Source organism: Nocardioides phosphati (genome assembly GCF_014646375.1).
Taxonomy (GTDB): Bacteria; Actinomycetota; Actinomycetes; order Propionibacteriales; family Nocardioidaceae; genus Nocardioides; species Nocardioides phosphati.
In genome coordinates, this window is sequence record NZ_BMNI01000005.1 from 210445 (window position 1) to 234280 (window position 23836).

The 23836-nt window shown below is 72.3% G+C and carries 25 protein-coding genes and 1 pseudogene; 18 read left to right on the top strand and 8 right to left on the bottom strand.

Annotation, left to right across the window (positions count from 1 at the left end; genetic code table 11):
* Positions 1-41: 41 nt before the first annotated feature.
* Positions 42-1475, bottom strand: coding sequence for a DNA repair protein RadA (gene radA, locus IEX47_RS11985; protein WP_188784229.1), 1434 nt, complete (start codon positions 1473-1475; stop codon positions 42-44).
* Between the two features lie 174 nt (positions 1476-1649).
* On the opposite strand from radA, the gene IEX47_RS11990 reads away from it, so the two are divergent.
* Positions 1650-2087 carry a DUF4383 domain-containing protein gene (locus IEX47_RS11990; protein WP_188784230.1) on the top strand — a complete coding sequence of 146 codons (438 nt, stop codon included), beginning with the start codon at positions 1650-1652 and terminating at the stop codon, positions 2085-2087.
* A 75-nt stretch (positions 2088-2162) separates the two neighbouring features.
* Complete coding sequence (locus IEX47_RS11995; protein ID WP_188784231.1) at positions 2163-3335, top strand: NAD(P)/FAD-dependent oxidoreductase; 1173 nt, start codon at positions 2163-2165, stop codon at positions 3333-3335.
* Between the two features lie 195 nt (positions 3336-3530).
* On the opposite strand, the gene IEX47_RS12000 is transcribed toward IEX47_RS11995, so the two are convergent.
* The 3 genes from IEX47_RS12000 to IEX47_RS12010 all read right to left on the bottom strand — a co-directional run bounded on the left by IEX47_RS12000 (position 3531) and on the right by IEX47_RS12010 (position 5736).
* On the bottom strand, positions 3531-4238 hold the full coding sequence (locus tag IEX47_RS12000) for a class I SAM-dependent methyltransferase (RefSeq protein WP_188784232.1): 708 nt from the start codon (positions 4236-4238) through the stop codon (positions 3531-3533).
* Between the two features lies 1 nt (position 4239).
* Positions 4240-4878: a VOC family protein gene (locus IEX47_RS12005; RefSeq protein WP_188784233.1), complete on the bottom strand. Its 639-nt coding sequence runs from the start codon at positions 4876-4878 to the stop codon at positions 4240-4242.
* Between the two features lie 96 nt (positions 4879-4974).
* The gene (locus IEX47_RS12010; protein ID WP_188784234.1) at positions 4975-5736 is read right to left on the bottom strand and encodes a DUF3109 family protein; all 762 of its coding nucleotides are present in this window, start codon (positions 5734-5736) and stop codon (positions 4975-4977) included.
* 58 nt (positions 5737-5794) lie between these two features.
* Here IEX47_RS12010 and IEX47_RS12015 point away from each other — a divergent pair, with 58 nt between their 5' ends.
* The 10 genes from IEX47_RS12015 to IEX47_RS12060 all read left to right on the top strand — a co-directional run bounded on the left by IEX47_RS12015 (position 5795) and on the right by IEX47_RS12060 (position 13724).
* The gene (locus tag IEX47_RS12015; protein WP_188784235.1) at positions 5795-6730 is read left to right on the top strand and encodes a Ppx/GppA family phosphatase; all 936 of its coding nucleotides are present in this window, start codon (positions 5795-5797) and stop codon (positions 6728-6730) included.
* Between the two features lies 1 nt (position 6731).
* The gene (locus IEX47_RS12020; RefSeq protein WP_188784236.1) at positions 6732-7526 is read left to right on the top strand and encodes a sugar phosphate isomerase/epimerase family protein; all 795 of its coding nucleotides are present in this window, start codon (positions 6732-6734) and stop codon (positions 7524-7526) included.
* A 10-nt stretch (positions 7527-7536) separates the two neighbouring features.
* Positions 7537-8262, top strand: coding sequence for an ABC transporter ATP-binding protein (locus IEX47_RS12025; RefSeq protein WP_188784237.1), 726 nt, complete (start codon positions 7537-7539; stop codon positions 8260-8262).
* Positions 8259-9020 carry an ABC transporter permease gene (locus tag IEX47_RS12030; RefSeq protein ID WP_188784238.1) on the top strand — a complete coding sequence of 254 codons (762 nt, stop codon included), beginning with the start codon at positions 8259-8261 and terminating at the stop codon, positions 9018-9020. The genes IEX47_RS12025 and IEX47_RS12030 overlap by 4 nt, the downstream gene beginning before the upstream one ends.
* A 2-nt stretch (positions 9021-9022) precedes the next feature.
* Positions 9023-9949, top strand: coding sequence for a proline dehydrogenase family protein (locus IEX47_RS12035; protein WP_188784239.1), 927 nt, complete (start codon positions 9023-9025; stop codon positions 9947-9949).
* 7 nt (positions 9950-9956) lie between these two features.
* A complete protein-coding gene (gene proC, locus IEX47_RS12040; RefSeq protein WP_188784240.1) occupies positions 9957-10775 on the top strand; it encodes a pyrroline-5-carboxylate reductase in 819 nt (272 codons plus the stop codon).
* Between the two features lie 172 nt (positions 10776-10947).
* Positions 10948-11154, top strand: coding sequence for a helix-turn-helix domain-containing protein (locus IEX47_RS12045; protein WP_188784241.1), 207 nt, complete (start codon positions 10948-10950; stop codon positions 11152-11154).
* Positions 11155-11322: 168 nt separating this feature from the next.
* Positions 11323-11424 carry a 30S ribosomal protein bS22 gene (locus IEX47_RS12050; RefSeq protein ID WP_084653504.1) on the top strand — a complete coding sequence of 34 codons (102 nt, stop codon included), beginning with the start codon at positions 11323-11325 and terminating at the stop codon, positions 11422-11424.
* A gap of 13 nt (positions 11425-11437) precedes the next feature.
* On the top strand, positions 11438-12508 hold the full coding sequence (locus IEX47_RS12055) for an NAD-dependent epimerase/dehydratase family protein (RefSeq protein ID WP_188784242.1): 1071 nt from the start codon (positions 11438-11440) through the stop codon (positions 12506-12508).
* Positions 12501-13724 carry a lysophospholipid acyltransferase family protein gene (locus tag IEX47_RS12060; RefSeq protein WP_188784243.1) on the top strand — a complete coding sequence of 408 codons (1224 nt, stop codon included), beginning with the start codon at positions 12501-12503 and terminating at the stop codon, positions 13722-13724. The genes IEX47_RS12055 and IEX47_RS12060 overlap by 8 nt, the downstream gene beginning before the upstream one ends.
* Positions 13725-13808: 84 nt before the next feature.
* On the opposite strand, the gene IEX47_RS12065 is transcribed toward IEX47_RS12060, so the two are convergent.
* The 3 genes from IEX47_RS12065 to IEX47_RS12075 all read right to left on the bottom strand — a co-directional run bounded on the left by IEX47_RS12065 (position 13809) and on the right by IEX47_RS12075 (position 16859).
* Positions 13809-14924 (bottom strand): DUF5667 domain-containing protein, encoded by a 1116-nt coding sequence (locus IEX47_RS12065; RefSeq protein WP_188784244.1) that lies wholly within the window; start codon positions 14922-14924, stop codon positions 13809-13811.
* 121 nt (positions 14925-15045) lie between these two features.
* On the bottom strand, positions 15046-15846 hold the full coding sequence (locus tag IEX47_RS12070) for a sigma-70 family RNA polymerase sigma factor (RefSeq protein WP_188784245.1): 801 nt from the start codon (positions 15844-15846) through the stop codon (positions 15046-15048).
* A 122-nt stretch (positions 15847-15968) separates the two neighbouring features.
* The gene (locus IEX47_RS12075) at positions 15969-16859 is read right to left on the bottom strand and encodes an HAD family hydrolase (protein ID WP_188784246.1); all 891 of its coding nucleotides are present in this window, start codon (positions 16857-16859) and stop codon (positions 15969-15971) included.
* A 32-nt stretch (positions 16860-16891) separates the two neighbouring features.
* Between IEX47_RS12075 and IEX47_RS12080 the strand changes: the two genes are divergently transcribed.
* From IEX47_RS12080 to hemB, 6 genes are all read left to right on the top strand, one after another.
* On the top strand, positions 16892-17146 hold the full coding sequence (locus tag IEX47_RS12080; RefSeq protein WP_188784247.1) for a glutaredoxin family protein: 255 nt from the start codon (positions 16892-16894) through the stop codon (positions 17144-17146).
* Positions 17147-17380: 234 nt separating this feature from the next.
* Complete coding sequence (locus IEX47_RS12085; RefSeq protein ID WP_188784248.1) at positions 17381-18109, top strand: redox-sensing transcriptional repressor Rex; 729 nt, start codon at positions 17381-17383, stop codon at positions 18107-18109.
* Entirely contained in the window at positions 18106-19422 is a 1317-nt protein-coding gene (locus IEX47_RS12090; RefSeq protein WP_188784249.1) for a glutamyl-tRNA reductase, read from the top strand. Before IEX47_RS12085 ends, IEX47_RS12090 begins: the two co-directional genes overlap by 4 nt.
* The gene (gene hemC, locus IEX47_RS12095; protein WP_188784250.1) at positions 19419-20357 is read left to right on the top strand and encodes a hydroxymethylbilane synthase; all 939 of its coding nucleotides are present in this window, start codon (positions 19419-19421) and stop codon (positions 20355-20357) included. Before IEX47_RS12090 ends, hemC begins: the two co-directional genes overlap by 4 nt.
* Positions 20354-22024, top strand: coding sequence for a bifunctional uroporphyrinogen-III C-methyltransferase/uroporphyrinogen-III synthase (locus tag IEX47_RS12100; RefSeq protein WP_188784251.1), 1671 nt, complete (start codon positions 20354-20356; stop codon positions 22022-22024). The genes hemC and IEX47_RS12100 overlap by 4 nt, the downstream gene beginning before the upstream one ends.
* A 25-nt stretch (positions 22025-22049) precedes the next feature.
* Positions 22050-23036 carry a porphobilinogen synthase gene (gene hemB / locus IEX47_RS12105; RefSeq protein ID WP_188784252.1) on the top strand — a complete coding sequence of 329 codons (987 nt, stop codon included), beginning with the start codon at positions 22050-22052 and terminating at the stop codon, positions 23034-23036.
* Positions 23037-23188: 152 nt separating this feature from the next.
* Here the strand turns inward: hemB and IEX47_RS12110 are convergent.
* A pseudogene (locus IEX47_RS12110) lies at positions 23189-23836 on the bottom strand (hypothetical protein); the annotation flags it as partial.

Below are 23836 nucleotides of genomic sequence, written 5' to 3' on the forward strand. Positions count from 1 at the left end.
CTGACGTATCGACAACTGCGCTGATCGTAGCGGTGGAGCGGTCAGCCGACCTCGTGATTTGCCGGTGGGGCCGCGGCGTGGACGACACGGCCCTGCAGGTCGAGCAGGCGCATCACGGCGGCGATGTCCGGCACGTCCATCACCTTCATCCCGTCGACCATGCGCACCCGGCCCGGCGCCGAGCCGTTGGCCCGGTCGACGGGGACGAGCGCGTACTTGAAGCCGAGGCGCGCGGCCTCCGCCAGCCGCTGCGGCAGGTCGCGCACCTTGCGCAGCTCGCCAGCCAGGCCGAGCTCGCCGATCGCGATCGTGGCGGTCGGGGCGGGGCGTGAGTAGTGGGCCGACGCGATGCTGATCGCGATCGCCAGGTCGGTCGACGGGTCGGTCAGCTTGGCCCCGCCGACGGTCGAGCAGAAGACGTCGTGGTTGTGGAGCTTGAGGCCGCCGTGCTGCGCCAGCACCGCGAGGACCATCGCGACGCGCGAGGAGTCCAGCCCCGACGTCGTACGCCGTGGCTTGTCGCCCGGTGCGACCGTCACCAGTGACTGGACCTCGGCCAGCAGCGGCCGGCGGCCCTCCATCGTCACGGCCACGCAGGTGCCCGCGACCTGCTGCGAGTGGTTCTCCACGAAGAGGCCGGTGGGGTCGGAGACCGCGGTGATGCCGTCGGAGCCGAGGTCGAAGCAGCCGACCTCGTCGACGGGGCCGAACCGGTTCTTCATCGCGCGGAGCATGCGGAAGCGGCTGTTGCGGTCGCCCTCGAAGTGGAGGACCACGTCGACGACGTGCTCGAGGACACGCGGGCCGGCGATGGTGCCGTCCTTGGTGACGTGGCCGACGACGACGGTGGTGATGTTGCGGGTCTTGGCGACCCGCACGAGCGCCGCCGCGACCTCCTTGACCTGGGTGACGCCGCCCGGGACGCCGTCGAGGTCGGCGACGTTGATCGTCTGGACGGAGTCGACCACGAGCAGCTCGGGCTTGACCGCCTCGATGTGGCCGAGCAGGGCAGCGAGGTCGGTCTCGGCGGCGAGGTAGAGCTCGTCGACGACGGCGCCGGTGCGGTCGGCGCGGAGGCGCACCTGCGAGGCGGACTCCTCGCCGGAGACGTAGAGCGTGCGGCGCCCCGAGCGCGCCGTCTGGGCGGCCACCTCGAGGAGGAGCGTCGACTTGCCGACCCCGGGCTCGCCGGCGAGCAGGATCGCCGCGCCCGGCACGAGCCCGCCGCCGAGGACGCGGTCGAGCTCGGGCACGCCACTGAGCCGCTGGGTCGACTCCTCGACCGGCACCTGGCCGATGGGCACTGCCGGTGCGGTCACGGGGCCGGCCGTCGTGCGACCGGCGGGAGCGGAGGCGGACTCGGCGACCGAGCCCCACGCCTGGCACTCGCCACACCTGCCGACCCACTTCGCCGTGGTCCACCCGCACTCGGCGCACCTGTACTCCGACCGGGGTGCCTTCGTCTTCGCTGCCATGTTCGAAACCCTATTCGAACGCACCGACAGAAGCCGGCCGACACCCGGTCGGCGCCCGGCCTCCACCCGACTGCCACCCGGCCGCCCGTGGAGACGCGGCGCCATCCGATCCGGCGACGGCTCCGAAGCACAGGCATCGGGGCCGCAGCGGCCCCTTCGTCTCCAGGAGTTCCCATGAAGCAGTCGCACGATCCTCTCCGCCCCGCCGCCGCCCTCGTGGCGGTCGTCTTCCTCCTCGTCGGCGTCGCCGGCTTCGTCCCCGGCCTGACCAGCCACGTCGGCGACATCCAGTTCGCCGGCCACGACTCCGAGGCGAAGCTCCTCGGCCTCTTCGAGGTCTCGGTGCTGCACAACGTCGTCCACCTCCTCTTCGGCGTGGTCGGCCTCGCCCTCGCGAAGACGTGGAACGGCGCCCGCGCCTTCCTCATCGGCGGCGCCGTCGTCTACGCGGTGCTCACGGTCTACGGCGCGCTGATCGACCAGCACGGCGCCGCGAACTTCGTCGGCCTCAACACGGCCGACAACTGGCTCCACCTCGTGCTCGCCGCGGGCATGGCCGCGCTCGGCGTCGTCCTCGGCAGGAAGCCGGCTGCGGCTCCGGTCTACGCCTGACCCTCTGACGCCCTCCGACGGCGACCACTCTTCCGCCCCTTGGGTGGTCGCCGTCGGAGGAGCAGGATGGAGCGCATGGACGAACCGCGCAGCATCGTCATCGTGGGCGGCGGCCTGGCCGCCGTCCACGCCGTCGAGTCCCTCCGGGACCAGGAGTACGCCGGCCGGCTGACGCTGGTCTGTCGCGAGCCCCATGCGCCATACGAGCGCCCGCCGCTGTCGAAGGGCTACCTGGCCGGCAAGGACGACCGTGACGCCGCCTTCCCCCACGACGCGGGGTGGTACCGCGACAACGACGTCACCCTTCGCCTGGGTGAAGCCGCCACCGACCTCCGCCTCGACGAGCGCGTGGTCGTGCTCGACAGTGGCGAGAGCCTCGGCTACGACCGGCTGCTCGTCGCCACGGGCGCGAGCCCCCGCACCCTCCAGATTCCCGGCATCGAGAAGGCGCTGACCCTCCGCACGATCGACGACAGCGAGCGCCTCAAGGCGGCGATGGCCGAGGGCAAGCGTCTCGCGGTCATCGGCGGGGGCTGGATCGGCCTCGAGGTGGCCGCCACCGCGCACCAGGCCGGCATGGAGGTCGTCGTGCTCGAGGCCGGCGGTCGTCCACTCGGCCACCTGCTCGGGCCGGTCGTGGCCGACCACGTCGCCGCGATCCATGCGAAGAACGGCGTCGAGATCCGCACCGGCGTCCAGGTCGAGGAGGTCGTCGACGGCGGCGTCCGCACCGCTGACGGCATGGTCGCCGCCGACCTCGTGCTGCTCGCGGTGGGCGCGACCCCGACGTCCGGCCTGGCCGAGGCTGCCGGGCTCGACGTCGACGGCGGCATCGTCGTCGACGAGCGGCTGCAGACCTCCGACCCCCACGTCTTCGCTGCGGGCGACGTCGCCAACGCCCACAACACCGCGCTCGGCCAGCGCCTCCGCGTCGAGCACTGGGACAACGCGATCAGGCAGGGCAAGCTGGCCGGCCGCACCATGCTCGGCCTCGAGGGCGGCTACGACTGGCAGCCGTACTTCTTCACCGACCAGTTCGACTTCTCGATGGAGTACGTCGGCCGCAACGCCCCCGACGACGAGGCGGTCCTGCGCGGTGACGTCGACGGCGGTGAGTACGTCGCGTGGTGGCTGCGCGACGGCGTCGTCACGGCCGGCATGAACGTCAACATCTGGGACGTCAACGACAGGATCCGCGAGCTGGTCGGCACGAAGGTCGACCCGGCCGACCTCACCGACCTGCGCTGAAACCACCCGCGGTGACGGCCGGGGACTGACGGCCGGGGACTGACGGCGGGGGCTGACGGCCCGGGCAACTCAGGTGCCCGGGTCCCTGTGTCGACCTGCGGACGACCTCCGAAGGGGCGAATCAGGTGCCCGTGCACCTGAGTTGACGCACCGTGGTCGCGACCGCGGGTCGCGGCCCGGGGTCAACGGCCTGCCTCAGAACTGCTTCGACCAGAGGTTGACCGCGTAGTCGACCTCGAGCCCCTTCTCCGGTCCCCACTCCCGCAGCACCTCGTCGGCCACCTCGGCGCTGAACTCGATCCGCACGACCGCCTCGAGGTCCGCGCGGGAGTCGAAGCGCCAGGCGATGTCGACCGGCGTGCGGGTCCAGCCGTGGGAGGCCCAGAAGCGCGACACGGCATCGGGGTCCACCGTCGGATAGCCCCGCCGGAACCACCCGCCGAACGTCGAGCGGCTGGCGTCGTTGTCGATCACGAACGCCGTGCCGCCCCGGCGCATGACGCGGTCGAGCTCGGCCAGTCCTGGTTCGCAGCCGGGGCCGAAGAAGTAGGCCCACCGCGCCTGCACGACGTCGACGGAGGAGTCCGGAAGCGGGACCGCCTGCGCGGTGCCCTGCAGCAGCGTGACGTTGGCCAGGCGGCGTACGCGACGGGCCGCGACGGCGAGCAGGTCGGCGTGCGGCTCGACCCCGACCACGCGTGCGGCCGTCGCAGCCCACCGGGGCAGGTGGAAGCCCGTGCCGCAGCCCAGGTCGAGCATCGTGCGCCCGGCCCACGGAGCGATCGCCTCCATCGTCTGCTCGATGACGCGCGACGGGTCGACCGCGTGGTTCTCGACCTCGTAGGTGGCCGTGTGGTGCCAGATGTTCGGGGACGGGATCGCCCCCGGAGCCGTGCGGCTCATGTCAGATGCGGACGCACCCGTTGGGGGTGGTGAACTCGACCGCGACGATGCCGGGGGTGCCGTGGGGGGCGACCCAGCGGACCTCGACGTCGTCGAGCGGGTGGTCCTCGGGCTCGCCGAGCCACTCGGAGACGCGGTTGGGGTCACCGGCGATCTCGAGGGCCGCCAGCGCGTAGTCGCCCGAGGCGCCTGCGGACGGGTGGTCCTCGCTGGGGGAGAGCCAGTGGATGAAGTAGGGGAGCTGCGGGTCGGCGTCGAGCTCCTTGATGCCGATCTGCTTCCAGATCAGCTCGTGGCCGTCGGGGCGGTGGCGGTAGCCGTCCTTCGCTTCGCGACCGAGCCGGGCCTCGGTGCCCTCGAGGTCGTTGACCGCGACGACCCAGCCGAGCCAGCCGCCGCCGAGGGCGGTGCGGGCCTTGACCGCCTGGCCGAAGACGGCCTTGTCGGATGCCGGGTGCTCGAGGGCGCCCACGACCTCGAGGTAGGTGCCGCCGGCGAGCGGGAGGATGTAGTTGCACGTGCCGAAGCGCGGGTGCACACCGCCGTCCGCGATCTCGGTGCCGAGCAGCTTGCCCAGGCGCTCTGCGGTGGCCTTCAGGCCGTCGGGTCCTGCGGCGTACGAAACGTGGTCCAGGCGCATGCCCGCATTGTTAACCCGAGATGCAGGACACACGAAAACGGGGGTCGATCTCTCTTGACATCGAGATACTTCGCCCTCGCCTGTGCGGCGGTGAGATCAGCGCGGGTCGGCCGGGTGGAGCGCCAGTGCGGAGCGCGACCGGACGTGCGCCTCGGCGTGCCGCACCAGCTCGGCGTACCCCTGCTCGCCCATCAGCGCGGTGAGCTCCGGAGCCGAGGTGACGTAGACCGGCTCCATGGCGACGTGGGCCTCGGTGTTGCCGGAGCAGTACCAGTCGAGGTCGTGGCCGCCCGGGCCCCAGCCGCGCCGGTCGTACTCGCCGATGCTGACCTCGGTGTACTCCGAGCCGTCGATCCGCTCGACCTCGCGGAACGTACGCCGGATCGGCAGCTGCCAGCAGACGTCGGGCTTGGTCTCGATGTAGCTGATCCCCTTGTCGAGGGCGAGCGAGTGCAGCGCGCAGCCGGCGCCGCCGGAGAAGCCGGGGCGGTTGGAGAAGACGCACGCCGACTGGCCGTCGACCTCGTGGGCCTTCGTCTTGCGCTCGCCGTCGTCGTCTTTCTCGACCCAGTCCTTGCGCTTCACGGCGCGGCCGGGGTGGAACTGCCACGACTCCGGCGTCAGCTGATCGACGTACGCCGCGACGCGCTCCTCGTCGTCCTTGTCGCTGAAGTGCGCGCCGAGCGTGCAGCAGCCGATGTCGGGGGAGTGCTGGTAGATGCCCGCGCAGCCGGACCCGAAGATGCAGGTCCAGCTGGAGGTCAGCCAGGTGAGGTCGCAGCGGAAGATCTCGGTCTCGTCGGCCGGGTTGACGAACTCGACGAAGGCACGGGGGAAATCAAGGGGGACCTCAGGCACCGGCAAAGAGTACGTTCTCCGGCTCCCCGCCGTGTCCGTTGCCGGTAGCGTGGAAGCCATGCGGCTGGGCGTCCTCGACATCGGTTCCAACACCGGTCACCTCCTGGTGGTCGACGCCCACGGTGGCGCGGCGCCGCTGCCGGCGTACTCCTACAAGGAGCCGCTCCGCCTCGCCGAGCACCTCGACGCCTCGGGCGCGGTCAGCCAGGCGGGCATCGACGCGCTCACGACCTTCTGCGGCGACGCGCTCGAGGTCGCCCACGACAAGGGCTGCGAGGAGATGCTCGCCTTCGCCACGTCAGCGGTCCGCGACGCGACCAACTCCGACGCGGTGCTCGCCCACGTCCGCGAGCGTACGGGCGTCGACCTCGAGGTCCTCCCGGGCGAGGACGAGGCCCGCCTCACCTTCCTCGCCGTACGCCGGTGGTTCGGGTGGTCGGCCGGCCGCCTGGCCGTCTTCGACATCGGTGGCGGGTCGCTCGAGATCGCCGGCGGCAAGGACGAGGCCCCCGACGTCGCCTGGTCGCTGCCGCTCGGTGCCGCGCGGCTGGCCCGCAACCACTTCGCCGACGGCGTGCCCGACGCTGCCACCCTGCGCGAGCTCCGCCGCACGATCCGTGCCGCGATCGCGAAGGACGCCGGCCAGCTGCTCCGCTACGGCGCACCGGACCGTGCTGCGGCGTCGTCCAAGACGTTCCGCTCGCTGGCCCGGATCTGCGGTGCGGCCCCGTCCGGCGAGGGGGCGCTGGTCCCGCGCGCACTGCCCGCGAGCGCACTCGCCGAGTGGATCCCCAAGCTGGTCGGCATGAGTCCCCAGGAGCTGGCGATGCTGCCCGGCGTCTCCGAGAGCCGGACCCACCAGATCCTGCCGGGCGCGCTCGTCGCCGAGGCGGTCATGGACATCTTCGACCTGGCCCAGCTGGAGATCTGCCCGTGGGCGCTCCGTGAGGGCGTCATCCTCGAGCGCTTCGACCACCTGGCCTTCGTCCACTGACATGACCGGCTTTCAGGGGTTGATCGGGCTGAGCACCGCCTCGGTCTACCCCGAGTCGACCAGCCACGCCTTCGCCTACGCGCGGCGGCTCGGCTACGACGCGGTCGAGGTCATGGTCGGCATCGACGCGATCTCCCGCGACGCCTCGGCGCTGAAGGGGCTGAGCGAGCGCCATGCCGTGCCGGTCTGCGCGGTGCACGCACCCTGCCTGCTGGTCACCCAGCGCGTGTGGGGCACGGAGCCGTGGGGCAAGCTCGAGCGCTCGGCCGAGCTCGCCCACGAGCTGGGGGCCGACGTGGTCGTCGTCCACCCGCCGTTCCGGTGGCAGCGCGACTACGCGCGCGGCTTCGTCGACGGCATCGCGTCGCTGGAGCGCACCACCGGCATCCGGTTCGCCGTCGAGAACATGTATCCCTGGCGCGCCTCCGCCCGCCGCGGCATGGAGGTCTACCAGCCCGGCTGGGACCCGTCGGAGGAGTCCTACGCCAACACCACCGTCGACCTCTCGCACGCCGCCACCGCGCAGGCCGACTCGCTCGAGATGGTGCAGCGCCTCGGCGACCGTCTGCGCCACCTCCACCTCACCGATGGCATCGGGTCCCCGAAGGACGAGCACCTCGTCCCCGGCCGCGGCACCCAGCCGGCCAAGGAGCTGCTGCGCCACCTCGCGGCCACCGGCTTCGACGGACACGTGGTGGTCGAGATCAACACCCGTCGTTCGGGCTCCGCGCGGCAGCGCGACCTCGACCTCGCCGAGTCCCTCGCCTTCGCCCGCGAACACCTCGGGCAGGAGTAGCGTCGCGAGCATGGACGACGCAGTACGGGTCGCGGGCCTCACGGTGCAGCGCGGCGGGCACGACGTGCTGCGCGGCCTCGACTTCACGCTCGCGGCCGGGGAGGTGACCGGCCTGCTCGGCCCGTCAGGTTGCGGGAAGTCGACGCTGATGCGGGTGCTCGTCGGTGTCCAGGCCGGCGTGCGCGGGGAGGTCACGGTGCTCGGCCAGCCGGCCGGCAGTGCCTCCCTCCGGCCGCGCATCGGCTACCAGACCCAGGCCGTCAGCGTGTACGACGACCTGTCGGTGCGCGAGAACCTCGGGTTCTTCGCGCGCGTGCTCGGCGTCGGCCACGGGCGCATCGACGAGGTGCTCGCGACGACCGGGCTCGGCGACAAGGCCGACGCGGTCGTCGGCAACCTCAGCGGCGGCCAGCGGAGCCGGGCCAGCCTCGGCGTCGCGCTCCTCGGCGACCCGGACCTGCTCGTCCTCGACGAGCCGACGGTGGGCCTGGACCCGGTCCTGCGCGAGGAGCTGTGGGCCACGTTCCACACGCTCGCGCAGCGCGGGGCGGCGGTGCTGGTCTCGAGCCACGTCATGGACGAGGCCGAGCGGTGCGACCGCCTGCTGCTCATGCGTGACGGGCTGCTCATCGCCGACGGCACCCCGGACGCCATCAAGCAGGAAGCCGGAGCCGACGACATCGAGGGCGCCTTCCTCGCACTCGTGCGCGGCGGCACGGCAGGGGGCGCCGCATGAGCCCCCGGATCACCCTCGCCATCGCCGCCCGGGTGCTCACCCAGCTGCGGCGCGACCATCGCACGCTGGCGATCATGCTCGTGCTGCCGTGCCTGCTGATGGCGCTGCTGTGGTGGATGTTCTCCGACCTCCCGCAGCCCGCGATGGTCCCCGGTCAGCCGGAGATGTTCGACCGTCTCGCGCCGGCGCTGCTGGCGATCTTCCCCTTCATCGTGATGTTCCTCGTGACCAGCGTGACCACGCTCCGCGAGCGCGGCAGCGGCACGCTCGAGCGGCTCCTCGCGCTCCCGATGGGCAGGCTCGACTTCCTCGTCGGCTACGCGCTCGCCTTCGGCCTCGTGGCGGCGCTCCAGTCGGCGCTGGCGGTCGGCCTCAGCGTGGGCCTGCTCGGTCTCGACATCGCGGGGCCGGTCTGGCTGCTCATGGTGGTCGCCGTCGTCGACGCCCTCCTGGGCACTGCTCTCGGCCTCTTCGTCAGCGCCTTCGCGCGCACGGAGTTCCAGGCTGTGCAGTTCATGCCGGCGCTCGTCGTGCCGCAGATCCTGCTGTGCGGCCTCTTCGTCCCGCGCGACAGCCTGCCTGACGTGCTCGGCGCGATCAGCAACGTCCTCCCCCTCTCGTACGCCGTCGACGCGATGTCGTCGGTCCGCGACTCGACCGACACCGGCGGCGTGGGGGGCGACCTGGCCGTGATCGCGGCGTACGTGCTGGTCGGGCTCGCGCTCGGCGCCGCGACGCTCCGCCGCAGGACCGACTGACGATGCCCAACCGCCTCCTCCTCGCCCTCGCCCGGAGCCAGGTCGCCAAGGCAGCCGTGAGCCGCGCGCCGGTCACCCGCGACGTCGTACGCCGCTACGTGCCGGGGGAGACCCGGGAGGAGGCGCTCGACGTGGCTGCGCGCCTGGCCGCGGAAGGGCTCCACGTGACCCTCGACTTCCTCGGCGAGGACACCACCGCCCCCGGGCAGGCCGAGGCGGTGGTCGCCGAGTACCTCGCGCTGCTCTCCGACATCCACGACCGCGGCCTCGCCGACCGCGCCGAGGTCTCGGTGAAGCTGACCGCGCTCGGGTTGCGCCTGCCCGGTGGCGAGGCCCTCGCGCGTGCCCACGCGCACACCATCTGTGCGGCCGCCCGGGCTGCCGGCACCACGGTCACCCTCGACATGGAGGACCACACCGTCACCGACGTGACGCTGGCGATCCTGCGCACCCTGCGCACCGAGTTCCCGGAGACCGGGGGAGTGCTCCAGGCCTACCTCCGCCGCACGCTCCAGGACTGCGTCACCCACGCCGGCCCCGGCGAGCGGATCCGCCTCTGCAAGGGCGCGTACGACGAACCCGACGCCGTCGCGCACCGCGACCGCCAGGAGGTCGACGCGGCGTACGTCCGCTGCCTGCGGCTGCTGATGGCCGGTCAGGGCAGGCCGCTGGTCGCCACCCATGACCCGCGGATGGTGGCGATCGCGCAGCACCTCGCGCGCGAGCACGGCCGCGAGCCGGGGGACCACGAGCTGCAGATGCTCTATGGCATCCGGCCCCACGAGCAGCGCCGGCTGGCAGCCGGCGGCGAGACCGTGCGGGTCTACCTCCCCTACGGCCAGGAGTGGTGGGGCTACCTCACCCGGCGCTTGGCGGAGCGTCCGGCGAACCTGTCATTCTTTGTGCGTTCTCTCCTCTCGAAGAAGTAGGTGCTCCATGGCTGGCGACCAGTCCGGCAAGACCGCGTTCATCGGCGTCGGCGTGATGGGCGAGGCGATCCTCGCCGGCCTGATCCGCGGCGGCCGCCCGGTTGGGGAGCTGCTCGTGGGCGAGAAGCGCGCGGAGCGCGCCGCCGAGCTGCGGGAGAAGTACGGCGTGGAGGTGGTCTCCAACGTCGAGGCCGTCCGCGGCGCCGAGACCGTCACGCTCGTCGTGAAGCCGCAGGACATGGCGACCGTCCTCGCCGAGATCCGTCCCGAGCTCGAGCCCGGCCAGCTGGTCGTCTCGCTCGCGGCCGGCATCACCACGGCGTGGATCGAGGACCGCGTGCCCGCGGGCGTCGCCGTCGTCCGGGTCATGCCCAACACGCCCGCGCTGGTCGACCAGGGCATCTCGGCGATCTCGCCCGGCACCCACTGCGACGACGCGCACCTCGCCACCGCGGAGGCGCTGCTCTCCGACACCGGCCGGGTCGTCCGCGTGCCCGAGTCGCAGCAGAACGCCGTGACGGCCGTGAGCGGCTCCGGTCCGGCGTACATCTTCTACATCGTCGAGGCGATGATCGACGCCGGCGTCATGCTCGGCCTGCCGCGTCCGCTGGCCACCGAGCTGGCGATCCAGACGCTCTTCGGGTCGGCGACGATGTTGCGCGAGACCGGCACCCACCCCACGATCCTGCGCGAGCAGGTCACCTCGCCGGGCGGCACGACGGCCGCCGCGCTGCGCTACCTCGAGGACCATCGGGTCAAGGCGGCGTTCCTGTCGGCGATGGAGGCGTGCCGCGACCGCGCGGAACAGCTCGCTGCCGGCTCCTGACACGGTTGATTTGCGCAACTTGAAGCAAATCAACGCGCCACGCCGATAACCAAGGAACTTTTTCCGTCACACTCTTCCCCTGCGTCACAGGTGCCCCTAGTGTTCAGGGAACAGGGACACGTGAGTCGCCAGTGGGGAAGCTGGCGGCGTGCGCCCAAGAAAGTGGTGTGCCATGGCTGCCAACTCGTCTTCGGACATCTCGGAGGTCAAGTTCCTGACGATCGCCGAGGTGGCCGCGATGATGCGCGTCTCCAAGATGACCGTCTACCGCCTCGTTCACGGCGGCGATCTCCCGGCGCACCGCGTCGGTCGGTCGTTCCGGGTCCAGGAGAAGGACGTCACCGAGTACATCCAGCGTTCCTTCTACGACGCCGGCTGAGTCCACCGCGACCCCTCCGATCGGCCGCCCGCCCCACCTCCACGTCGTACGACGTGGGCGTCTGGCGGGCGGACCCGATTTCGGCCCCTGTGCCGGGGCCGATACTCTGGCCCGGTCGCCCGTGCTGTATCCGCCAGGGCGGACGTCAAGCTCTGGAAAGGTTCCACCGTGGGTTCTGTGATCAAGAAGCGCCGCAAGCGCATGGCCAAGAAGAAGCACCGCAAGCTGCTGAAGCGCACGCGCGTCCAGCGTCGCAAGCTCGGCAAGTGAGTTCTCTGCTTCGATGACGCAGGCCGGCAAGGTCGTGCTCGTCACCGGGGTCTCCCGTGACCTCGGACGACGTTTTGCGCGCAACCTTGCCGACGACCCTGCCGTCGCGAACGTGATCGGCGTCGATGTCACCCCTCCTGAGGGTGACCTCGGCGCCGTTTCGTTCGTCCGGGCCGACCTGCGCAACCCGGTCGTCGCGAAGCTCCTCGTCCGCGAGCGCGTCGACACCGTCGTGCACATGAGCGTCGTGGCCACGCCCGGCGGCATGGGCTCGCGCGCCTCCATGAAGGAGGCCAACGTCATCGGCACGATGCAGCTCCTGGGCGCCTGCCAGCGCTCCCCCGACGTACGCCGCGTGGTGGTGAAGTCGACCACCACCGTCTACGGCGCCAGCCACCGCGACCCCTCGATGTTCACCGAGGAGATGGGTCCGAAGGTGATGCCGCGCTCGGGCTACTCCCGCGACGCGCTCGAGATCGAGGGCTACGTGCGGGGCTTCGCCCGGCGCCGTCCCGACGTGAGCGTCGCGATGCTGCGCGCGGCCAACGTGATCGGCCCCGGCGTCGACAGCCCGATCGCGCAGTACTTCCGCCTGCCGGTCGTGCCGACGGTGCTCGGCTTCGACCCGCGCCTGCAGTTCGTCCACGAGCACGACCTGACCGGCGCGCTGCGCCACGCCGTCCTCACCGACGTCGCGGGCACCTTCAACCTCGCAGGGGACGGCGTCCTGCTGCTCTCGCAGGCGATCCGTCGCCTCGGCCGCGCGGGCCTGCCGGTGCCGTCCTTCGCGCTCGCCGCGGTCGGCTCGGCGATGCGGGGCGTGGGCCGCTCCGAGTTCGCCAGCGACCTGGTCAACTTCCTCATCTACGGCCGCGGTGTCGACACGACGCGGCTGCGCGACGAGTTCGGCTACACCCCGCGCTACACCACCCAGCAGGCCTTCTGCGACTTCGCCAGCTCGGTCGACATGCCGCCCGGCGTGCCCGGCCTGGCCGTCGCCGAGCCGCTGCTGGCCGGTCTCGAGCACGCACTCACGCGCACCCCCGACGTCCCCGTCCGGGCCGGAGGTGAGCTCGATGGATGACGCCGACATCATCCCGATCGGCACCCACGGCGCGGCCGGCCGTGGCGCCGGCGCCAAGCCGTCCAAGGCGGCCCGCGACCTGCTCGGTGGGCAGCGCCGTGCCGCCGCTCCGCGCCCGCCGCGCGACGCCGACGTACACCCGATCGGGGTGGAGCCCCCGGTCCAGCAGCCCGTCGGCCAGCCGGGCGAGTCGGAGGCCGACGCCGACCTCGCCGCAGCGCCCGTGGCCTCCCCGACGTCGGCCGCGGACCCGCTCGCCGGCCTCGACGCCGCCGCGCGCGAGGCGATCGAAGCCGCTGACCGCCGTCCGGGCAAGCGCCCCGGCATCCCGGTCGCCGAGATCGTCGAGGCGTTCACGCACGCCGCGATGGAGGTCTTCGGCGACGACTGGGAGCGCAAGACAGCGCACTTCATCGCCTTCCTGCGCCGCCGGATCACGGGCGAGTTCGAGATCGACGACTACGGCTTCGACCCCGAGCTGACGCAGCGGCTGCTGATGACGACCGCCCGCCCCCTCGCGGAGAAGTGGTTCCGCGTCGAGGTCCGCGGCGTCGAGAACATCCCCACGACCGGTGGCGCGCTGATCGTCTCCAACCACTCCGGCACGGTCCCGCTCGACGCGGTCATGACGATGTTCGAGGTCCAGGAGCGCACGGGTCGACACCTCCGCCCGCTCGGCGCCGACCTCGTCTTCCGCCTGCCCTTCGTCAGCACGATCGCCCGGCGCGGCGGTGTCACCCTCGCCTGCCAGGAGGACGCCGAGCGAATGCTCAACGGTGGCGAGCTCGTGGGCGTCTGGCCCGAGGGCTTCAAGGGCATCGGCAAGCCGTTCGCCGAGCGCTACAAGCTGCAGCGGTTCGGGCGGGGTGGCTTCGTCAGCGCGGCGATGCGCACCGGCGTACCCATCATCCCGGTCTCCGTCGTCGGCGCCGAGGAGATCTACCCGCTCGTCGGCAACGTCCCCTCGCTCGCCCGGCTGTTCGGCCTGCCCTACGTGCCGATCACGCCGTTCTTCCCGCTGCTCGGCCCGCTCGGCCTGGTGCCGCTCCCGTCGAAGTGGATCATCGAGTTCGGCGAGCCGATCCGCACCGACGAGTACGACCCGTCCGCCGCCGAGGACCCGCTCACCATCTTCGAGGTGACCGACCAGGTGCGTGAGACGATCCAGCAGACGCTCTACCAGCTGCTGATGCGCCGCCGCTCGGTCTTCGGCTGACCCTGGCGCGCGGCGGGGCGCCGACCAGACCGTGAGTCCGGCGCGCCGAGCCCGGGCGCCCGGCACCTGGCCTGAGGCCAGGCGTCAGAGCAGGCCGTTGTCGCCCAGGAGCGGGTCGAGCAGCGGGTCGAGGGCGCCGTCGAGCGTGTCGGTGAGCGGCTGGGTGATGGTGCCGTCGGTGCCGAGGATCGAGCCGATGGTGCCCGTGGGCTTGCTCGTGGTCGAGGTGGTGGGCGTGGGCGAGGCCGAGCCGACCGTCGGGACCTTCGGCAGGACGGAGGTGCTGCTGCCGACCTTCGGGAGCTGGTTGAGCAGGTCGGTCACGGCGTTGGTCGCGGCCGAGGGCGACGGGGCCACGCGCGGCGTCGAGGTCCGCGGCGTGGTGGTCGTGTCGGGCGCGATCGGGGCGCCGGAGAGCAGGATCGCCGGGACGTCGAGCAGGCCGCCGCAGTCGCCACAGGCCGACAGCGCCTGCTCGTCGATGCTGAGCAGGGCGTTGACCGCGGCGTCGAAGTCGTCGGAGTACTCGTCCGGGACGGAGCCCTTGAGGCCCGCGAGGGCGTCGAGGCTGTCGCGGAGGAAGTCGCGGAGCTCGATGATTGTGGAGACGTCACCGGAGTCGGAGTACTCGCCGAGGAGGGTGTCGGCGGCCTGCGTGGCCTGCGCGACGAAGTCCTCGAGCGAGTGGGGGATCTGCGCGCGGCTGCTGGGGGACCCGCTGTCGGCCAGGGCCTGGGTCTCGGTCAGGCGGTCGCCGGCGAGGTCCATGATCCGCGAGGCGCGCGCGGCGTCGTCGGGGGAGAGCGAGGTCTGGGCGCTCTCCAGGATCCGCTTGATCGGGTAGAGCGACTCGCCCGGCAGAGCCGACTGCGCGGCCATGGCCACACCCGTCGTGCTGCCGAGGACGGCCAGCGTGCCGATGGCCACCGACAGCTTGCGGCGGTGGCGCTGCGGCGCGGTCGTGACCTGCTCGGCAAGCGTCAGGCGCGAGGGGGTAGGGGCGAGGAGGGTGTCGGCGGCCGCGAGCAGGTTGCTGCGCAGCTCCTCGACGTACGCCGCGGACGGCTGCGGCGCGACCGCGGTGCGCAGCGCGGAGACGACCTCGAGCGCGTCGCTGTGGGCGGCGGCCGAGCCGCCCCGACCCTCGAGAAGGGACGCGAACTCCTCGGCGCGGCGGCGTGCCGGGCTCACGGGGCTCATGGCGTCGTTCCTGTCTGTGCGGGCAGCCGGTGGGGACCGGCAGCGAGGTGCTCTGATCCGTCAAACGAGGAGGAGACGGTCGAAGTTACGGTCTGTGACGCGTCAGTCATCGGCGAGGCGGTCATCGGTGCACCTCCTTCGGCATCAGCTTCGCGAGGTTGCGGACGCCGCGGAGCTGGAGCTGCTTCACCGCACCCTCCGTGCGGCCGAGCACCTTCGCGGTGTCGGCGATGCTCATGCTCTGCAGGAACCGCATGATCAGGCACTCCTGCTGCTCCTTCGGGAGCTGCTGGAGCGCGCCGAGCAGGGCGTCGTTGGTGAGCTGGGCGAGGACCAGGGTCTCGGGGCCGTCGGTCACGTCGTCGTGCAGCGACATGTCCTCGGTCGTCTGCTCGAGACGGGTCTTGCCGGCCTTGAAGTGGTCGCTGCAGAGGTTGCGCGCGATCGTCATCAGCCAGGCGCCGAAGTCGCGGCCCTGCCAGCGGAAGTTGTTCATCGACCGCAGCGCGCGGAAGAAGGTCTCGCTGGCGAGGTCCTCGGCCAGCGTCTGCGACCGGGTCCGGTAGTAGATGAACCGGTAGACCGACGGGTGGTAGTGGTCGAAGAGGAGGCCGAACGCCTCCTTGTCACCGCCGCGGGCAAGCTCGACGAGCGCGATCATCCGCTCGCGCGTCGCCTCGTCGTCAGCGCTCGACGTCGCGTGCTCGGCGTCGCCGTACGACGAGGGGCCGTCGCCGCCCGGAGCGAAGGTCACGTCGGCGGCCGCCTCGGACAGCAGCCACGGCGTCGTGCGGCGCGGAGCAGCAGCGCCTCCGGCCGCGGGGCCGGCGAGGGCGAACGCAGGCTCGAGAAGGCATGCCTCGAGGACGGCGGAACGCAGGGCGTCCAACCCGCGCAGCACAGGCGCCAGTCCCTCGTGCATCAAAGCCTCCCGTGACCCAACTCTCCCCTTGGGTCTTGCCCAGCGTAAGCGAAAGCACTGGTTCCTGGGAACGAAACCGGAAGAATCCGGAAGAACGGCGTGCAGACCCACCCGGAGTGCCCTCAGTGTCGGGCCTTGCGACCGCGCAGGGCGACGCCCGTGCCACCTGCGAGAGCCCCGGCGACGGCCGCGGTGATCAGGCCCGTTCGTGCCGCCTTGCGCGCGGTGCGGTAGTCGCGCACCCGCCAGCCCTGCTCCTTCGCGTGGGCGCGCAGCTTCGCGTCGGGGTTGACCGCACAGGGGTCGCCGACGAGCCCGAGGAGGGGCAGGTCGTTGCTCGAGTCGGAGTACGCCGAGCAGCGGGCGAGGTCGAGCCCCTCGCGCTCCGCGAGCGCGCGGACCGCCTCGGCCTTCGCCGGACCGTGGAGCATGTCGCCCACGAGCTTGCCGGTGTAGACGCCGTCGACGTGCTCGGCGACGGTGCCCATGGCGCCGGTCAGGCCGAGCCGGCGGGCGATCACCTGGGCGATCTCGATGGGGGCGGCGGTGACCAGCCAGACGCGCTGGCCCTGGTCGAGGTGGAGCTGGGCGAGCGCGCGGGTGCCGGGCCAGATCCGGTGCGCCATCGCCTCGTCGAAGATCTCCTCGCCGATCTCGCGGAGCTCGTCGACGGTGTGGCCGGCGATGAACGAGAGGCCCTGGTTGCGCGCCTTCTCGATGTGCTCGGGGTCCTCGACGCCGGCGATGCGGAAGTAGGCCTGCTTCCAGGCGGCGCTCAGGATGTCGCGGGTCGTGAAGAAGTTGCGCCGGTGCAGCCCACGGGCGAGGTGGAAGATCGAAGCGCCCTGCATGACGGTGTTGTCGACGTCGAAGAACGCCGCCGCCGTCGGGTCGGCCGGCACGTCGAGGGCCGACTCCACCTCGGCGATCGCGGCCGCGGCCTCGCCGGCGAGCGTTGACCGCTGCTGGAGGTCCAGCTGCGCCTTGGGCTTGCGGGGCTTCTCCTGGCTCACGCCGCCAGCCTAGGGCGTGGCACCATCTCGCCATGTCTCCGACGCGTGAACCCCGCGTGACCGTCTACATGCGGCCCGGCTGCCACCTCTGCGACGTCGCGCGCGAGGTCGTCGACGCGGTCTGCGCCGAGCTGGGCGAGTCCTTCGTCGAGGTCGACATCGACACCGACCCGGAGCTCCTGGCGGCGTACGGCGAGGAGATCCCGGTGACCCTCGTCGACGGGCGACGGCACGACTTCTGGCGCGTCGACCCGCAGCGCCTGCGAGCTGCGCTCCGCGACGGCTGACGAGGCGGCTGCCCAGGCGGCTGCGCAGGCGGCTGTGCAGGCGGCTGGCAGGCCGACCGGTCGGGCGGCGTACCCCCGCCTCGGGTGAGACTCCTCACCTGTGCTAGCGACGGGTCCCTCGCGTTTTGTTCTCACGTTCACAAACTCCTAGAGTGATCGGGCTGCGAGGACGTCAACAGGCCCGAGACGCGCCTGTGATGAGCCCTTCCCCGCGCGTGAAGGACGACGAGGACATTGACCGCACGGAAGCCCGCTGACGGCGCTGCGGCGACCCCGGCCGGGGGGCGTGAGATCCCCGAGGCGACGGTGGCGCGCCTGCCGGAGTACCTCCGTGCCCTGACCTCGCTCGCCGAGGCCGGCATCAGCGTCTGCTCGAGCGAGGAGCTCGCGGCCGCTGTCAACGTCAACAGCGCCAAGCTGCGCAAGGACCTCTCCTACCTCGGCTCCTACGGCACCCGCGGCGTGGGCTACGACGTCGACTACCTGCGGTACCAGATCGCCCGCGAGATCGGCCTCACGCAGGACTGGCCGGTCGCCATCGTCGGCATCGGAAACCTGGGTCACGCGCTCGCCAACTACTCCGGCTTCGGCAGCCGCGGCTTCCGCGTCGCCGCCCTGCTCGACGCCGCTCCGGAGCGCTGCGAGGAGTCGGTCGCCGGCATCCCGGTGCGCTCCTTCGACGACCTCGACGCCGTGCTCGCCGAGACCCCGATCGCCATCGGCGTCATCGCGACGCCGGCCGGTGCCGCGCAGGGGGTCGCCGACCGCCTCGTCGCCGCCGGCATCACCAGCATCCTCAACTTCGCGCCCACCACCCTCGCGGTGCCCGCGGGGGTGAGCGTCCGCAAGGTCGACCTCTCGGTCGAGCTGCAGATCCTCGCCTACCACGAGCAGCGCCGGGCGGGTGCCGAGGAGCTGCGCGGGGCCGCGATCGCGGCCGCCGGAGAGGAGCAGTCGGCATGAGCGTCCTGGTCGTCGGGGTCTCCCACAAGACCGCGCCCGTCGCGGTCCTCGAGGAGCTCGCGCTGACCCCCGAGGGGGTCGGCAAGCTGGTCACCGACGTGGCTGCCATCGAGCACGTCTCGGAGGCCACCGCGATCGCCACGTGCAACCGCATCGAGGTCTACGCCGAGGTCGACCGCTTCCACGGGTCGGTCGAGGAGGTCTCCCGCCTGCTCTGCGAGCGCTCGGGCATGGCCACCACCGACATCAGCAGCGAGCTGCTCCCGCACCTCTACGTCCACTACGACGACGGTGCCGTGTCGCACCTCTTCCACGTGGCCGCCGGCCTCGACTCGATGGTCGTCGGCGAGGGCCAGATCCTCGGCCAGACCCGCGACGCCCTCCGCGTCGGCCAGGAGCTCGGCACGGTGGGCCCGGCCCTCAACTCGCTCTTCCAGCAGGCGCTCCGCGTGGGCAAGCGCTCCCACGCCGAGACCGACATCGACCGGGCTGCACCCTCGATGGTCTCCGCGGCGCTCGACCACGCGGTCGACGTCGTCGGCTCGGTCGAGGGCTGCCGCGTGGTCGTGATCGGCGCCGGCGCGATGGCGTCGCTCGCGGTCTCCACCGCGTCGCGCCGCGGTGCCTCCGAGATCACGGTGGTCAACCGCACCGAGGGCAACGCCCAGCGCCTGGCCGACGAGTACGCCGCCCGCTCGCTGCCGCTCGACTCCCTCGCCGACGCGCTCAGCACCGCCGACGTGGTGATCTCCTGCACCGGCGCCACCGGCGTGGTCATCGACGCCACCGAGCTCGCCGCTGCGCGCGGTGCCGCTGACCGCCCGCTGGCCGTGCTCGACCTGGCCCTCCCGCACGACGTCGACCCTGCCGTCGCGGAGCTGCCCGGCGTGAGCCTCATCGACCTGCGCTTCCTCGCCGACTCGCTGCGCGACTCCGACGCCGACCGCGAGGTGTCCGGCGTACGCGAGATCGTGGCGGAGGAGATCGCTGCCTTCGCCTCCGCGCGCCGCCAGGCGAGCGTGACCCCGACCGTCGTCGCGCTGCGCACGATGGCGACCGGCGTCGTCGACGCCGAGGTCGAGCGGCTGTTCACGCGCCTGCCCGGGCTCGACGAGGCGGTCAAGGCCGAGCTCCTCCAGACCGTGCGTCGCGTCGCCGACAAGCTCCTCCACCAGCCGACGGTCCGCGTGAAGCAGCTCGCCGACACCGACGGCGCCGTGTCGTACGCCGCGGCGCTGGCCGAGCTCTTCGCCCTCGACCCCGACGCGGTCACCGCGGTGACCCGCCCGGTGATCCCGGAGGAGCGCGCATGAGCAGGGTGATCCGGGTGGGCACGCGGCGTTCGCTGCTCGCGAAGACGCAGTCCGGCCAGGTGGCGTCGGCGATCGCCGAGCGGCTCGGCGTCGAGGTCGAGCTGGTCGAGATCGTCACCGAGGGCGACGTCAACCAGACCTCGACGCTCGCGTCGCTGGGTGGCACGGGCGTCTTCGTCAGCGCGCTGCGCGAGGCGCTGCTCCGTGGCGACGTCGACGTCGCGGTGCACTCGCTCAAGGACCTGCCCACCACCCCCGAGGACGGCATCGCGCTCGCCGCGATCCCGCCGCGGGAGGACCCCCGCGACGTGCTCGTCGCCCGCGACGGCCTGACCCTGGGCGAGCTGCCCTCCGGCAGCGTGGTGGCCACCGGCTCGCCGCGGCGCGTCGCGCAGCTGCGCGCGCTGGGCCTGGGCCTCGAGATCGTGGGCCTGCGCGGCAACATCGACACCCGGCTCGGCCGCGTGACCTCGGGTGACGTCGACGGCGTGATCCTCGCGCGCGCCGGCCTGGCCCGCATCGACCGGCTCGACGTCGTCACCGAGGCGATCGACCCGCTCCAGATGCTCCCCGCGCCCGGCCAGGGCGCGCTCGCCATCGAGTGCCGCTCGTCCGACGCCGGCCTGGTCGCCGAGCTCGCCGAGGCCCTCGACGACGAGCACACCCGCGCTGCCGTCACCGCCGAGCGCGAGCTGCTCCGGGCCCTCGAGGCCGGCTGCTCCGCTCCGGTGGGCGCACTCGCCGATGTCGCCGAGGGCGACCACGGCCCCGAGGTCTGGCTCCGCGCCGTGGCCTCTGCGGTCGACGGCACCGTTGAACTCCGCCGGTCCGCCTCCGGGCCGGTCTCCGAGGCGGCCGAGATCGGCCGCCGGCTCGCCGCGTCGATGCTCGACGAGGGCGCGGCCGCACTGATCGAAGGAAAGCAGCAGGCATGACTGTCTCCACCGCACCGCAGGCACACGCAGAGGTCACCGGGCGCCCTGGCGCCGGGTGGGTCGCGTTCGTCGGCAGCGGTCCCGGCGACCCCGAGCTGCTGACCGTCCGCGCCGCCGCCCTCCTGGCCGAGGCCGACGTGGTGGTCACCGAGCTGCCCGAGCACCCGGCGTTCGTGCGTCAGGTGCTGGGCCTGGCGCCGGTCGCCGAGGGCGACGAGGCGACCGACGGCCCCGAGTTCGTCGACGGCGGCTTCGGCGACGACGGCCAGCCGCTCACCCACGCCAACCGCGCCAAGGTGGTCGTCAAGCAGGCCAAGCGCGGCCTCCGCGTCGTGCGCCTGATGAACGGCGACCCGTTCCTCTACGCCTCCGGTCCCGAGGAGGCGGCGGCGCTGGCCAAGGCCGGCCTGCCGTTCGAGATCGTCCCCGGCGTCTCCTCGGTGAGCGCCGTCCCGGCGTACGCCGGTGTCCCGCTGACCACGAAGAACAACCGCGAGCTCGCCGTCGTCGCGTGCGGCGAGAAGGCGATCGACTGGAGCCGCTACGCCGACGACCGCACGCTGGTGCTGCTCTCGGCCGTGGGGCAGATCGGCGACATCGCCGCCGCCCTCATCGCGGCCGGCCGCTCTGCCTCGACGCCGGTCTCGATGACCTCGACCGGCACCCTGACGACGCAGCAGACCGTCACCTCGACGCTCGAGCACATCGCCGCCGACGCGCGCGCCGCGAAGATCCAGCCCCCCGCCGTCACCGTGGTGGGTAGCGTGGTGGACATGCGGGAGACGCTCTCCTGGTTCGAGACCAAGCCGCTCTTCGGCTGGCGGGTCCTGGTGCCGCGCACCAAGGAGCAGGCCGGCTCGCTCTCCGCGCGCCTGCGTGGCTACGGCTCGGTGCCCGAGGAGGTCCCCACGATCTCCGTCGAGCCGCCGCGCAACCCGCAGCAGATGGACAAGGCCGTCCGCGGCCTCGTCGAGGGGCGCTACGAGTGGATCGCCTTCACCTCGGTCAACGCGGTCAAGGCCGTGCGCGAGAAGTTCGAGGAGTACGGCCTCGACGCCCGCGCCTTCTCCGGCCTCAAGATCGCCGCGGTGGGCGAGAAGACCGCCGCCTCGCTGGCCGACTGGGGCCTGCGCGCCGACCTCGTGCCGTCGGGTGAGCAGTCCGCCGCCGGCCTGCTCGCCGACTGGCCGGAGTACGACGAGGACCTCGACCCGATCAACCGGGTCTTCCTCCCGCGCGCGGACATCGCCACCGAGAACCTCGTCGCCGGCCTGATCGACCTGGGCTGGGAGTGCGACGACGTCACGGCGTACCGGACGGTCCGCGCGGCTCCGCCGGCCGCGCCCGTGCGCGACGCGATCAAGACCGGCAAGTTCGACGCGGTCGTCTTCACGTCGTCCTCGACCGTGCGCAACCTGGTCGGCATCGCCGGCAAGCCGCACCCGTCGACCGTCATCGCGGTCATCGGCCCCGCCACCGCCAAGACGGCGGAGGAGCACGGCCTGCGGGTCGACGTCATGGCGCCGAACCCCTCGGTCGAGGAGCTCGTCGACGCCCTCGCCGGCTTCGGCGCGGCCCGCCGTGCCGAGCTGGTCGCCTCGGGCCAGCCGGTGACCAAGCCGTCCGACCGCAAGCCCGGCGCCCGCCGCAAGGCCACCTCGAGCTGATCCAGCCGTCTGGGAGGATGCGGTCATGACCGATCCGCTTGGCCCTGTCGTCCGCCCGCGCCGTCTCCGTCGTACGCCGGCACTGCGGCGCCTCGTCGCCGAGACGTCGCTCGAGGCGCGCCAGCTGGTCCTGCCGGCGTTCGTGCGCGAGGGCATCTCCGAGCCGCAGGCGATCTCGTCGATGCCGGGCGTCGTCCAGCACACGCGCGACAGCCTGAAGAAGGCGGCTGCCGAGGCGGCCGAGCTCGGGCTGGGCGGCATCATGCTGTTCGGCGTCCCGGAGTCCAAGGACGCCGCCGGCACCGGCGCGATCGACCCCGACGGCATCCTCAACGTCGCGATCGCCGACGTGAAGGCCGAGGTCGGCGACGCGCTGCCGGTCATGGCCGACCTCTGCCTCGACGAGTTCACCGACCACGGCCACTGCGGCGTGCTCAATGCGTCGGGCGCCGTCGACAACGACCTCACCCTCGCGGTGTACGCCGAGATGGCCCGCGCGCAGGCGGCCGCCGGCGTCGACGTCGTCGGCCCCAGCGGCATGATGGACGGCCAGGTCGCGGTGATCCGCGAGGCGCTCGACCTCGTCGGCGCCCCGGAGGTGGCGATCCTGGCCTACTCGGCGAAGTACGCCTCCGCGTTCTACGGCCCCTTCCGCGAGGCGGTCGACTCCTCGCTCCAGGGTGACCGGCGGACCTACCAGCAGGACTCCGGCAACGTCATCGAGGGCGTGCGCGAGGCGCTGCTCGACGTCGCCGAGGGTGCCGACATGGTCATGGTGAAGCCGGCGCTCGCCTACCTCGACGTGATCCGGGCGGTGCGCGAGGCGGTCGACGTCCCCGTGGCGGCGTACAACATCTCGGGGGAGTACTCCATGGTCGAGGCGGCCGCGGCCAACGGCTGGATCGACCGCGAGGCGGCGATCGTGGAGACGCTGCTCTCGATCCGCCGGGCCGGCGCGGACGTCATCCTGACCTACTGGGCCGCCGAGGCCGCCGGCCTCCTGCGCCGCTGACGGCGTCTCGTCGCGCTGGTCGAAGCGAAGCGGCGTGAAACCGCGCTCGCGCGCGGTCTGCCACCTTCCGGCCAGGGGTGGGTCCCCGGAAATGGCGGCGGCCCCGGCCCCCTTGCGGGAACCGGGGCCGTCGTGCGGCTGGAGCGCGCGGCTCAGTAGCTGCTGGCGCTGACCATGTAACCGGCCTTCGCCATGCAGCTGACCCAGTAGGTCGCGTCGTCGGACTTGACGAGCGGGGTGTTGAGCAGCGCCGAGGTCCGGCAGGTGGTGTTGGCCGCGATGTAGCCGGCGGTCGTGGTGATGTCGGTGATCGTCTTGGTGACGGTCTCGGTCGTCTTGGTGATCGTGTCGGTGATCGCCTTGGTGGTGGTCGTGGTGCCGCCCGTGACGGTGCCGCCGGTGCCGCCGGTGCCGCCGGTGCCACCCGTGCCGCCGGTGCCACCCGTGTCGCCGGTGCCGCCGGTGCCACCCGTGTCGCCGGTGCTACCCGTGTCGCCGGTGCCGCCCGAGACACCACAGGTGCCGGTGCAGTCGGTCTTGCCCTCCTGGCGCTTGCCGGTGCCGGACTTGTGGATGCCGCCGCCACCGCCGCCGTACGAGCCGAAGGAGGTCGGGGGGCTGAAGGAGTACGCCGAGGTGATGTAGTTCGGCACCGCGGTGTAGTTGCCCTGCAGGTAGGCGTCGCGGATCTTGAGGACGAGGTCGACGTAGTCGTTCGAGTGGTTGTAGCGGTAGACCGAGGAGCGGCGGCCGGTGTCGGTGCCGAGGTCGTCGGTGCCGGAGCAGAGGTAGACGGCGGT